The following is an 11,644-nucleotide window of genomic DNA, read 5'->3' on the forward strand; positions in this document are numbered from 1 at the left end:
ACGGCGCGGGGCCCACGGCCTCGGCGGGGCGGGCCGGGTGAGGCGGGCCCGGCGAGGCGGGCCGGGTGAGGCGGCCTCGGTGGGGCTGTCTCGATGAGGCTGTCTCGGCGGGGCGGCCTCGGCGGGGCGGTCCCGGTGAGGCGGGCTCAGTAGTCGGCGCGCAGGTGGATCAGGGCCTGGTTGCGGCCCTCGGCGTGCTTGGTCTGGCCGATGCCGATGAGGTCCTTGGTGTAGTTGCTGTCCTCCGCGTGGCCGTGGGTCCTGGCCCACGAGGCGACCATGGAGTCGACCTCCTTCTGGCCCGCCGTGAACTGCTTGGCGTTCTCCAGGGACGCCTCCATGCCGGCTTCCTTGATGCGCTCCCACATGAGGTCGTGCGACTCGGTGCGGATGATCCGGTAGGCGATTTCGACGGGCAGCACATAGGTCTTGGGGACGAACTTCGGGGCCAGGCTGGTGACGCCGGTGAGCCGGTTGTTGAAGTCCCGCTCCCACTGGATCTTCTTGTCGCGGTCGTCGAAGAGGACGTCCGCCCGCACCCCGTCGTACATGCCGAGCGCCGAGGACGCCTCCTGGATCGGCACCCGGGTGTTCTCGGACACCTTCTCCGGCATGCTCGAGAAGGTGTCCGCCACGTAGTGCGCCTCCGCGTTGTACATGTCGGCGTACGCCTCGGGGTCGTTGGCGATCCCACGCATGATCTTGACGAGCTGGTCCTCGGGGATCGACACCTTGGTGACGCCGTTGTCGACCCACACCCCGTCGTGCGCGCGGTAGACGGTGTTGTCGCGGGCCAGCGTCTGGTGCACATCGGGGGTGTAGTCCATGAGGATGTTCGCCATCGGCCGGCGCAGCGCGAAGTCCAGCTTCTCCGCCCCGCCCGCGTTGTTGAGGGACGCGACGGCCTGGTGCAGCACTCGCGCCTGGGCCTCGGTGTGCTGCCCCAACGGGTGGTCGGTGCCCGGGACGTAGCCGGTGGCGGCGGCTTCGAGGGCGGCGCCGAGGCCCATCTTGCCCAACGGGTCGTCACTGACCCTGGTCGTGGCGTAGCCGACGTTCGCGAGCTGCGGCCAGTCGCGGTCCTCGAGGAGGTAGGCGAGGTGGTCGTTCTTCAGCGGGCCCTTGCCGCCCGGGTCGAGGAACGCGGTGGCGGCGTCGGGGTTCTTTCCCATGAGGCCCAGGACCGCGTCGAGCGGGTCGTTCCGGAAGCCGAAGCCGCCGAAGCCCCACTGGGTCCACAGCGACCCTTTTTCCTTCTTCTCCGCCTTGATGATGTCGTCGCCCAGCGAGTAGAGGTACTGGTCGTCGAACTTGTCGTAGTTGTCGAGCATGCTCACGTACGCCTGGTAGCCGTAGCGCGGCTCGGTCCCGCTGCCGAAGTTCTTGGTGCCGACCTTCCGGATGCCTTCGGTCCACTCGCGGTAGAACCGGCCGTCCGGGCTGTTCAGCCAGGCGTTGAACTCCGGGGAGCCGGGCGGGCGTTCGTTGATGCTCCCCGGCACGGTGGTGGCGGTGGCCACCGAGTGCGCGAGCCCCTGCTCCACGGAGAGGTATTCGGTGTTGACCGAGCCATCGCGGTTGTACGAGAGCCGGGTGAGCTTGTCGCCGAGCCTGATCGCCTCCTCGGGGCCCAGGCCACCGAGGAAGGTCTGGGTGAAGGGCTTGCTGTCGGCGTTGTTGCGCATCAGGATCTGCATTTCCTTCAGCTCCGCCGGCGACAGCTTCCCGTCGACGAGCTTCTCCCCCAGCTCCGTGGCCCGCCGCCCCTCGTACACCTCGACATCGCCCTGCGCGGCCCCGTTGAAGCCCTTCGGGTCGCCCTTGCCGTCGGTGTCCTTGACGGACTCGCGCAGCGCGAGCTTGACCCCGTAGTCGGCGTCGTCGACGGCCTTGACGGCCTGCTCGATCCGCCGGGTCCAGGAGCGCTCGGTCTCCGGCAGGTCGGGGTCGTGGTGGAGGGAGAAGGCCTCCTGCTCGGTGACCTTGGAGTAGTCGTAGGTGCAGCGGCCGTCGCCGTCGACCTTCATCCCGGCCTTCTCCGCCTCCTTGACCGCGTCCTTGACGGCGGCCACCAGCCGCACGAACTGCCCGTGGGCGTCGCGCAGCAGATCCGCGACGGCCCGGGCCTCCACCTGGGCCGCGTCGAAGTCATGGCGGGTCTGGACGGCCAGGTTGAAGGCGGAGTTGGCGCTGATGCCGGTCCAGGACAGGCCGGAGCTGATCTTCTGGACCTTCGTCTGGTACGTCGTCTCCAGCTTCTCGATCTTGTCGGCCATGTCGTCCCACGCCTGGGCCGCGTCGGTCAGCTTGGAGAGGTCGGTGTCCATGACCTGACGGAAGGTGACCATCTGTTTCCCTCTCAGTGGTACGAGGAGGTGAGGGGAAGGGGCAGCGGGGGCTGCGAGCCGCCGGTGGCGGGGATGTCGTACGGGTGGGTGCCGGGCTGGCAGATGCCGCGGAAGCTGTTGCCGGTGTCGAGGTCGGTGCCCAGGAAGAGGGTGTTGGCGCCGCGCAGGGCCTCCTTCTCCCCGCCGATCCGCTTGGCCAGGGCCTTCACCTGCGTCTGCCACTCGGTCAGGACGTGCTTGAGCCCCAGCGCGGTGTCCCAGCCGTGGAACTCGCTGATCGCCGTGTTGGACTTGGTGTCCGCGTCGTCGCCCGCGTTGGTCAGGCCCGGCTCCAGCTCGTCCTCGATCACCCCGGCCGCCGCCTTCTTCTCCGACGCGCTGGTGCACAGCCCGCCGAACGGGGTGGCCCCACCCCCGCCGCCGCCGTCGAGTTGGTTGAGCCTCATGCCGCTGGTCCGCGCCGACGCGGAGTGCTCCTCCCGCGCGGCGGCCTTGAGCTGGGCCCATTCCTCGTCGAAGGACATCGTGCGCTTCCCCCTGTCCCGCTTCCCCCGGTCGCTCCGACCGGCGAGGTGCCGTCGGCTGTCCCTCGGGGATCGTCCGGGACGGCGGAATACGGATCTTTACGGGAATGGAAACAGCAGCCCTACTCCATCTGTAGATCACGAACTCCGCCGCAGGTCAGCGCCCCGTTGACAAAATTGATTCGACGGGAGCCCGGCCATTCGGCAGCCTCTCGTCATGGACCCCCATTACTGGCCGCCCTACGGGTTGCGGCTCACCACGCCGCGCCTGGAATTGCGCCTTCCGGACCTGGAACTCCTCGACGAGATGGCCGCGCTCGCGGTGGCGGGCGTCCACGACCCCGCCGAGATGCCGTTCTCCGTCCCGTGGACCGACGGCACGCCGGAGCAGGTCGGGCGCAGCACCTTCCAGCACCTGCTGGGCACCGTCGCGCAGTGGCGCCCGGAGAAGTGGGCCATGAGCTTCGCGGTGCTGTGCGAGGGCGAGGTGGTCGGCCGCCAGGACCTGATGGCGACCGACTTCGCGGTGACCCGCCAGGCGGAGACCGGCTCCTGGCTGGGCCTGGCCCACCAGGGGAAGGGCATCGGCACGGAGATGCGCGCGGCGGTGACGCACCTGGCCTTCGAGGGGCTGGGGGCGCGCACCGTGGTCTCGGCCGCGATGCTGGAGAACCCGCGCTCGCTGGGCGTCTCGCGGCGGATCGGCTACCGCCCGGACGGCCTCGAGGTGCTGGCCGTACGCGGGCAGCCCCGCACCCTCCAGCGGCTGCGGCTGGACCGCGCGGACTGGGAGGCCCACCGCACCGTCCCGGTGCGGGTGACGGGCCTCGAGCCGTGCCTGGAGCTGTTCGGGGCGGCGGAGGGCGAACGGGGCGACGGGGGCGGCTCGAACCGCGAGGACGGAGGGGACGGCGGGGGCGGAGGGGGCGGCAGGAACGGCGAGGGCGGCGCCCCGCGCTAGCCGGGTGCTCAGGCGCCGAACCACCCGGCCGCGTCGAGGCGCAGGGCGCCCCGGGGCACCATGACGCTCAGGTCGTCCTCCAGGTCGCGCAGCCGCTCGGGGCCGAGCGCCGCGGCCCACTGGGCGCGCAGCTCCTCGAAGATGGCGGCCGATCTGGCGAGCGAGTCCATGCCGCGCGGGGTCAGCCGGATCACCTTGCGCCGGGCGTCCGCCGGATCGTCGGCGCGCACGGCGTAGCCCAGCGCCTCCAGGCGGTCGGCCGTCTTGCCCGCGGCCTGCTTGGAGACGCCGAGCCGCCGGCCCAGCTCGCTGGCGGTGGCGCCGTCGCGGCCGATGGCCTGCATGGCGAAGCCATAGGCGGGGCGGACGTCCGGGTGGCCCTGGCGGGCCAGCTCGGTGTGCAACTGGTCGATGAGCGACCGGAATCCGGCGAACAACAGCAGGGGCAGCTCATAGCCCGGCCGGTCCTGGGCCCGGGCGCGCTGGGTGTCATCGGCCATTGCGCAACTCGACAACCTGGTTTACGTTTTCGACAACCACGTTGTCCATCCTAGGCCAGGGAGCTTCGCCATGCCCACACACCCGCCCGCCCCATCCACCCCGTCCGCCCTGTCCGCCCCGTCCGCCCTGTCCACCCCGTCCACCGTCTTCGTCGACCACACCCTGGAGTCCGCCCCGGCCGCCTCGCGCGGGCTCATGGAGACCATGACCCGGCGCCTGGGCTACCTCCCGGCGCCGGCCGCCCGGCTGGCCGCCTCGCCCCAGCTGCTGGACGGCTTCCTCAAGCTCAGCGGCCTGTTCGAGACCACGACGCTGGACCCGCTGACGCGCGAGGTGGTCATCCTCACCATCTCGACCCGCAACGCCTGCCACGTCTGCGTCGCCATGCACACCGGCAAGCTCACCGCGCTGGGCGCCGACCCGGAACTCATCGCCGCGCTGCGGGAGCGGCGCCCCTTGCCCGACGAACGGCTCGACGCCGTACGGGCCTTCACCGTCGAGGTCGTGGAGCGCGCGGGAGCGGTCGGCCCCAAGGCCCTCGACGCCTTCCTCGCCCACGGATACACCCCGCGCAACGCCCTGGAGGTGGTGCTGGGCATCGGCGCCTACACCCTGTCCACACTGGCCAACCGGATGACCGACGCCCCGCTGGACGAACAGCTCGCCCCCTACGCCTGGTCCGAGCCCGCCCCCGCCCCCGCCGCCTGAGCGACCTCGCGTCCGGCGGCCGGCCCGGACCGCCTCGTGTCCGGCGGCCTGGTCAGCCCGCCTCGCAGCGCGACGGGGTGACCAGGCCGCACTCGTAGGCCGTGATGACCAGTTGGGCCCGGTCGCGCGCGTCGAGCTTGCCCATGATCCGGCTGACATGGGTCTTGGCGGTCAGCGGCGAAAGGCCGAGCGCCTCGGCGATCTCCGCGTTGTTCAGCCCACGGGCGACGAGGGTGAGGACCTGGCGCTCCCGCTGGGACAGCGCGTCCAGGCCGGCGGGGGCGGTGGCGGCCGGGGGCGGCGCGGCCGGGAGGCGCAGCACTCGGGCGATGAGGCGGGCGGTGGGGCCGGGCGACAGCAGGGACTCGCCGGCCGCCACGGTCCGTATGGCGTCCAGCAGATCGGCGGGCCGGGTGTCCTTCACCAGGAATCCGGAGGCGCCGGCGCGCAGCGCCTCGACGATGTGCTCGTCGGTGTCGTAGGTGGTCAGGACGAGGATCTTCACCCCGGCCAGGTCGTCGTCCGCGGCGATGCGGCGGGTGGCCTCGATGCCGTCGAGGTCGGGCATCCGGATGTCCATGACGACCAGGTCGGCGCGCGTGGCACGGGCCAGTTCGACCGCCTCCCGGCCGGTGCCCGCCTGCCCGACGACCTCCATGTCACGGGCCGACTCCACCAGCATCGCGAAGGCGGCGCGGACGAGCGTCTGGTCGTCGGCGAGCAGCACCCTGATCGGAGTGTCCGGGGCCGTTCGCGGGGCGCTCATGGGGTTCCTCCTCGTTCGGTGCTCGGCTCGTCCGTTCCAGGGCCGCCCGGTGCAGGGCCGCCCCGTCCAGGGCCGCGCGTTCCAGGGCCGCCCGGTCCTTGGGCGCTGGGCGGCTCGCCGCGCTCCCGCGCGCCCCTGCCGTACGGCAGCGTGGCCGTCACCGCGAAGCCGGGGCCGTCCCGGCGCGGCCCGGCGGTCAGGGTCCCCGCCACGCTGCGGGCGCGCTCCCGCATGCCGACGAGGCCGTAACCCCCCGGCCGGTCGGCGTCCCCAGGTCGGTCGGCGTCCCCCGGCGCGGGCGCGCGGTCGCCCGAGGGGCCGTCGTCCATGGCCTCGACGCGCAGCGCGTCCCCGCCGTCCCGGGCCACGGTGAGCCGCACCCGGGTGCCGGGCGCGTGGCGCACGGCGTTGGTCAGGGCCTCCTGCGCGATGCGGTAGATGGCCGCGCCCACCGCCGGCGACAGGTCCGGCTCGGCCACGTCGACGGTCAGCCGCACCCGTACGCCCGCCGCCTCGGCGGCCGCCGCCAGGTCGGCGAGACCGGCGAGCCCGGGCGGCGGGCCGGTGCCACCGCCGTCCGCGGTATCGGCCTCGCCGCCCTCCCCCGCCCGCAGCACCTGCAACGTGGCGCGCAGTTCGGCGCGGGCGTCGCGGCAGGTATCGGCGATGGAGTCGAGCGCCTTGACCAAGGTCTCTCGGTCCAGCCGGTCGGGGTCGGCGACCAGCACATGGGCGGCGACCGAGGTCTGGACGCCGATCAGCGTGATGCTGTGCGCCAGCAGGTCGTGCAGGTCGCGGGCGATCCGCAGCCGCTCCTCCGCGACCCGCCGGGCGGCCTCCTCCTCCCGGGTCCGCTCGGCGCGCTCCGCGCGCTCGACGATCGCCGCGACGTACCGGCGGTGGATCCGCACCGCCTCACCGATCACCACCACCGACAGCACCCAGCCGGAGGAGCGCAGCATGTCCACCGCGCTGTGGGGTCTGCCGCCCCACGTCATGACCGTGACGATGAGCCCGACCGCGAGGCCGACGGTGAGCAGGGAGCGCAGCGGCGGGCCGGCCACCGCGAGGGTGTAGAGGGCGGTGAGCCCGGCCGGGACAACGGCGATGTGCTCGTAGTTCAGCGCGTGGTACGGGACCACCATGAGAACGACCGCCACGGTGACGAGCATCGGGCTGCGCCGGCGACCTGTCAGCGCCACGGCGCTGCCGACCAGCAGCGCCCACCCGACCGCGTCCAGGCGGCGGTCGCCCGCCCCGTGCACGAACAGCGCCAGAGCGCACTGCACCGCGAGCACGGCCGCCGCGAGCGCCGCGTCGGCCCGCCAGGGGGAGGCGGCCCGGGCCCCGGCCGCGCCGGGGCGCCGGTGCAGGGCGCGCGGCACGCGGCCCGGCAGGGCTCGGAGCAGGGCTTGGCGCCCTCGCGCCGCCGACGCCGTACGCGCCGTGGGCCGCACGGGCTCGGTGGAGGTGGATACGGGCACGGGTCCATCCTGACGGGTCGGCACGGGGGGTCTTCGCCCGGTGGGCCGGGAGACGACCCCCCCGCCGCTCGCCCCGGGTTCGCGGGCGCCGCCGGTTACGGGGCGGGCGCCCCGGGCGCGGGAGCCCCGGGCGCGGGAGCCCCGGGCGCGGGAGCCCCAGACGCGGGCGAGTCGGGCGCGGCCGGGCGGCGGGAGAGCGCCCCCGGCCACCACACCCAGCGCCCCAGCAGCAGGCTCGCCGAGGTCACCAGATAGGTGCGGACCAGGAACGTGTCGAGCAGCACCCCGACCGCGACGACGAAGCCCATCTCGGCCAGCATCACCAGCGGCAGCGACCCCAGGACCGCGAAGGTGGCCGCCAGCACCACGCCCGCCGAGGCGATCACCCCGCCCGTGGTGCGCAGGGCGGTGATCGCCGCCTCGGAGACGTCCGCGCCGCGCAGGGACTCCTCCCGCATGCGGTGCATCAGGAAGATGCCGTAGTCGACGCCGAGGGCGACCAGGAAGACGAAGGACAGCAGCGGCAGTCCGGGGTCGATCCCCGCGAAGCCGAACACCGGCTCGAAGAAGAGGCCGCCGAGGCCCATCGCCGCGCCCCAGACGGCCACCACGGCAACGACCAGGACGAGGGGCGCGACCAGGCTGCGCAGCAGGGCGGCGAGGATCAGCAGGACGGCGAGGAGGACGAGCGGGATGACGAGCGTCCGGTCGCGCGCGTTGGTGTCCTTCAGGTCGAGTTCCTGGGCGCTCGGCCCGCCGACGCGGGCCTCGGCGCTCGCGACCCGGTCGAGCCCGGCGCGCAGGGCGCGGATCGTGCGCTCCTCGCCCGCCGACTGCGGGGGCGCCGTGGCGTAGACGTCGATCTCGGTCCATCCCGCGCCGCTGCGGCCGCGCTCCGCCCGCTCGACCCCGTCGGTGGCGCGCGCCCGGGCCAGCGCCTGGCCGGCGCGGTCGGTGTGCGCGAGGACGCTGATCGGCTGGCTGCTGCGCTCGGGGTAGGCCTCGGACAGGGTCTTCATCGCGGTGACGGACTCGGGGGCCTCGGTGAAGGTGTCCGCCTGCTTGAGGTCGCCGGGCAGGTTGAGGACGCCGAGCGCGAGGGCGCCGAGCAGCGCGCCGCCGGCGAGCAGCACGGTGCCGGGCCGGCGCCCCGCCGAGCTCCCCATGGCGGCGAACAGCCCGCGCCGGGCGCGCGGCTCGCTGCCGTACGCGGGGATCAGCGGCCAGAACACCCGGCGGCCGAGCAGCACCAGCACCGCGGGCAGCAGCGTCAGCATGGCGGCGAGCGCGCACACCACGCCGACCGCGCCGACCGGCCCGAGGCCGCTGCTGCTGTTGAGGTCGGCGGCGAGCAGGCACAGCAGCCCGGCCGCGACGGTGCCGCAGGAGGCGAGGACGGCCGGGCCGCAGCCGCGCAGGGCCGCGCGCATCGCGTCGTACGGGAGCCGGTGGCGGCGCAGCTCCTCGCGGTAGCGGGAGACCAGCAGCAGGGCGTAGTCGGTGCCGGCGCCGAACACCAGGACGGTCATGATCGACGAGCTCATGCTGGTGACGACGAGGTCGAAGCCCTGGACGAGACCGTAGACGACGGCCATCGCGGCCAGCGCCGCCACGCCGACCACCGCCAGCGGCACCAGCCACAGGAAGGGGCTGCGGTAGGTGAGGATCAGCAGCAGGGCGACCACGCCGACGGTGGCCAGCATCAGGGTGGAATCAGTGGAGGCGAACACCTCCTGCGAGTCGGCGCCCAGCGCGCCGTCGCCGCCGACCCGGACGCTCAGCCCCTCGGGGTGGTCGGCGAGTGTGGCGCGCACGTCCTTGACGGCGTCGGCGCGCGGCTTCTCGTCCTTCAGCCCGGTGAGCGCCATCGGGTACATCACGGTGGTGCCGTCCCGGGACGGTATGGCGCGCGGCGGCCCGCCCTGGACGGTGTCGTGGCGGCCGGCGACCCGGGCCACCTGCGCGTCGGCCGCCTCGCGGTCGGCGGCGGTCAGCCCGCCGTCCCGCCGGTAGACGAGGACGAGGTCGGTGGTGTCGCCGCCGGGCAGCGCCGCCTGGACCTTGGCGACCTGGGTGGAGTCGGCGCTCGCGGGGAGGTAGTCGACGGCCGTGTCGCGCTTGGCGTCGCCCAGCCGGCCCGCGAAGGGCACGGCAGCCAGGAGCGCGAGCACCCAGACGGCGATGACCGTCCACGGCAGCGCCCGGCGCCGGCCCCCGGCGCGCGCCGCCCCGTCGGGCTCCCCCGGCTCTCGCGATTCTCCCGGTCTCCCCGGCTCCCCCGGTTCCCCCGGCTCCCCCGGCTTTCGTGGCGAGGTGGTGCGCGCCTGTCGCGTGGTCTGCATGCCCTCCAGGCTCCCGGCGCCCAGCGGGCGAATCGTCGCACCGGCGAGGGAGATGACGGCTACTGCGACGGGCGCGCGGCGGGCCCGGTTACTCCCGGGGGAGTAACGAACCGGCGGCCCCGGCCCGGCCCAGAAGGGCCCGGCCTCAATGGACCCCGCTCAGAAGGGCCCCGCTCAGACGGGCCCCGCTCAGAAGGGCCCGGCTCAGAACGGCGCGCGGATCGCGGCCAGCAGCCGGGCCGTGTCGTCGGGGCAGATCATCAGCGCCCGCCCCACGGTCTCCAGCACGGTCCGCTCCGCCGGCCGGTACGGGCCGTCGGCCACCGCGATCCGGGCGCCTTGCAGCAGGATGGACTCCCGCCCGGTCGGCGCCAGATGGGGGGCGAGCGGCTCCAGGGCCTCATGGAGCTCGATGGCCAGCGCGGTGCCGCACGGATCCAGGCCGTCCCGCCCGATGTCCCGCCCGGCCTGCCCCGCGGCGCCGGCGGCTCCGGCCGCTCCCGCAGCTCCGCCCGGGCCCGCGGCCCCGGCGTCGTACGCGGCGGCGCCGGGCAGCCGCCCGGTGTCGGCGGCGAGGGCGGCGATGAGCTCCAGCAGCTGCTCCTCGCCGCAGTCGGGGAAGCCCGCGGCCCGCACCGCGCCCACCGCGGCCTGCCGCACCGCGGGCGAGTCGGTGCCGCCCGCGGCGAGCACCGCCAGGGCCACGGTGTGCACGGCGTCGCGCAGCATCGCGGAGAAGCGGGTGGTGGTGGGGTGGTCCAGCGCCTCAGTGCCGAAGCGGCCGCCGCAGGCGGCGCACTCGACGACCGGGGCGACCGGTCCCCGGGGCAGGACCGGGAGGCCGAGGACGACGATACGGCGGCGGCCGGTGCGCCGGCGGTAGTTGCGGTCGCCTCCGCAGTCGGGGCAGAAGAACTCGCCGTCCCCCACGGTCCGCCATAGGGTGCGGACGCCTATCACACACAGGTCCCGGTCGCGTCGGGCTCGCGCGTGCACCACGTCACACCTCCATAACGCTTCGGCCACATTGCCGCGCTGACGTGATGCTAGCCACATCCATGATGTGGCGTCAGTACCCCGAACGGAGACAACAGGCCAAACACGCGCCCCGTCCGCCGCGCCGGGGCCGGGCGGCGGACGGGGCCGGGTGACTCAGCGGCCGGCGCGGTTGACGGCCGAGACGACGGCCTTCAGGGAGGCCCGCACAATGTTGGCGTCGATGCCGACCCCCCACAGCACCTTGCCGTCGATCGCGCACTCGATGTACGCGGCGGCCTGCGAGCCCGCGCCCTCGCTGAGGGTGTGCTCGGAGTAGTCCAGCAGGCGTACGTCCACGTCGATGGCGGCCAGCGCGTCGAAGAACGCGGCGAGCGGACCGTTGCCGGAGCCGGTCAGCACGGTCTCGGCGCCGTCCACGACGGCCTCCACGGTGAGCGCGTCGGTGCCCTCGCTGGTGGTAGAGGTCTGCGCGGTGCGCAGCGAGATCCGGCCCCACCGGTTGTCGTCGGTGGGCAGGTACTCGTCCTGGAAGACCGACCAGATCTGGGCCGGGGTGACCTCGCCGCCCTCGGCGTCGGTCTTGGCCTGAATAATCTTCGAGAACTCGATCTGCATCCGGCGCGGCAGGTCCAGCTTGTGGTCGTTCTTCAGGACATAGGCGATGCCGCCCTTGCCGGACTGCGAGTTGACCCGGATGACCGCCTCGTAGGAGCGGCCGACGTCCTTGGGGTCGATCGGCAGGTACGGGACCGCCCACTCGATCTCGTCGACCGTCTTGCCCTGCTCGGCCGCGCTCGTCTCCATCGCTTCGAACCCCTTCTTGATGGCGTCCTGGTGGGAGCCGGAGAAGGCGGTGTAGACCAGATCGCCCGCGTAGGGGTGGCGCGGGTGGACCTCCATCTGGTTGCAGTACTCGGCGGTGCGGCGGATCTCGTCGATCTGGGAGAAGTCGATCTGCGGGTCGACGCCCTGGGAGAAGAGGTTCATGCCCAGCGTCACCAGGTCCACGTT

General features: G+C 73.6%; 9 protein-coding genes and 1 pseudogene. 2 read left to right on the top strand and 8 right to left on the bottom strand.

Annotated elements, in window-relative coordinates:
* Window positions 1–146: 146 nt before the first annotated feature.
* Together BBH68_RS05300 and BBH68_RS05305 are read right to left on the bottom strand one after the other, a co-directional pair.
* Window positions 147–2,348 (bottom strand): DUF6571 family protein, encoded by a 2,202-nt coding sequence (locus BBH68_RS05300; RefSeq protein WP_065959218.1) that lies wholly within the window; start codon window positions 2,346–2,348, stop codon window positions 147–149.
* Between the two features lie 11 nt (window positions 2,349–2,359).
* Complete coding sequence (locus BBH68_RS05305; RefSeq protein WP_065959219.1) at window positions 2,360–2,872, bottom strand: hypothetical protein; 513 nt, start codon at window positions 2,870–2,872, stop codon at window positions 2,360–2,362.
* 217 nt (window positions 2,873–3,089) lie between these two features.
* On the opposite strand from BBH68_RS05305, the pseudogene BBH68_RS05310 reads away from it, so the two are divergent.
* Window positions 3,090–3,725, top strand: a pseudogene (locus BBH68_RS05310) (GNAT family N-acetyltransferase); the annotation flags it as partial.
* 116 nt (window positions 3,726–3,841) lie between these two features.
* Here BBH68_RS05310 and BBH68_RS05315 read toward each other — a convergent pair.
* Complete coding sequence (locus BBH68_RS05315; RefSeq protein WP_065959221.1) at window positions 3,842–4,333, bottom strand: MarR family winged helix-turn-helix transcriptional regulator; 492 nt, start codon at window positions 4,331–4,333, stop codon at window positions 3,842–3,844.
* 196 nt (window positions 4,334–4,529) lie between these two features.
* On the opposite strand from BBH68_RS05315, the gene BBH68_RS05320 reads away from it, so the two are divergent.
* Complete coding sequence (locus tag BBH68_RS05320) at window positions 4,530–5,042, top strand: carboxymuconolactone decarboxylase family protein (protein ID WP_245737903.1); 513 nt, start codon at window positions 4,530–4,532, stop codon at window positions 5,040–5,042.
* Between the two features lie 52 nt (window positions 5,043–5,094).
* On the opposite strand, the gene BBH68_RS05325 is transcribed toward BBH68_RS05320, so the two are convergent.
* The 5 genes from BBH68_RS05325 to BBH68_RS05345 form a co-directional block, all read right to left on the bottom strand.
* The gene (locus BBH68_RS05325) at window positions 5,095–5,808 is read right to left on the bottom strand and encodes a response regulator transcription factor (RefSeq protein WP_065959223.1); all 714 of its coding nucleotides are present in this window, start codon (window positions 5,806–5,808) and stop codon (window positions 5,095–5,097) included.
* Window positions 5,805–7,292 (bottom strand): sensor histidine kinase, encoded by a 1,488-nt coding sequence (locus tag BBH68_RS05330; protein ID WP_425428776.1) that lies wholly within the window; start codon window positions 7,290–7,292, stop codon window positions 5,805–5,807. Before BBH68_RS05330 ends, BBH68_RS05325 begins: the two co-directional genes overlap by 4 nt.
* A 95-nt stretch (window positions 7,293–7,387) precedes the next feature.
* Complete coding sequence (locus tag BBH68_RS05335; RefSeq protein WP_079150820.1) at window positions 7,388–9,634, bottom strand: MMPL family transporter; 2,247 nt, start codon at window positions 9,632–9,634, stop codon at window positions 7,388–7,390.
* Window positions 9,635–9,838: 204 nt separating this feature from the next.
* A complete protein-coding gene (locus tag BBH68_RS05340; RefSeq protein WP_065959226.1) occupies window positions 9,839–10,633 on the bottom strand; it encodes a TerB family tellurite resistance protein in 795 nt (264 codons plus the stop codon).
* A gap of 153 nt (window positions 10,634–10,786) precedes the next feature.
* On the bottom strand, window positions 10,787–11,644 hold an 858-nt coding region (locus BBH68_RS05345; protein ID WP_281182466.1), incomplete at its 5' end, for an alpha-isopropylmalate synthase regulatory domain-containing protein.

Origin of the sequence: Streptomyces sparsogenes (assembly GCF_001704635.1) — a bacterium.
Classification (GTDB): Bacteria; Actinomycetota; Actinomycetes; order Streptomycetales; family Streptomycetaceae; genus Streptomyces; species Streptomyces sparsogenes.

Coding starts and splice junctions, on each gene's coding strand:
- BBH68_RS05300 (WP_065959218.1), bottom strand. CDS start 2,348: ATGGTCACCTTCCGTCAGGTCATGGACACCGACCTCTCCAAGCTGACC.
- BBH68_RS05305 (WP_065959219.1), bottom strand. CDS start 2,872: ATGTCCTTCGACGAGGAATGGGCCCAGCTCAAGGCCGCCGCGCGGGAG.
- BBH68_RS05315 (WP_065959221.1), bottom strand. CDS start 4,333: ATGGCCGATGACACCCAGCGCGCCCGGGCCCAGGACCGGCCGGGCTAT.
- BBH68_RS05320 (WP_245737903.1), top strand. CDS start 4,530: ATGGAGACCATGACCCGGCGCCTGGGCTACCTCCCGGCGCCGGCCGCC.
- BBH68_RS05325 (WP_065959223.1), bottom strand. CDS start 5,808: ATGAGCGCCCCGCGAACGGCCCCGGACACTCCGATCAGGGTGCTGCTC.
- BBH68_RS05335 (WP_079150820.1), bottom strand. CDS start 9,634: ATGCAGACCACGCGACAGGCGCGCACCACCTCGCCACGAAAGCCGGGG.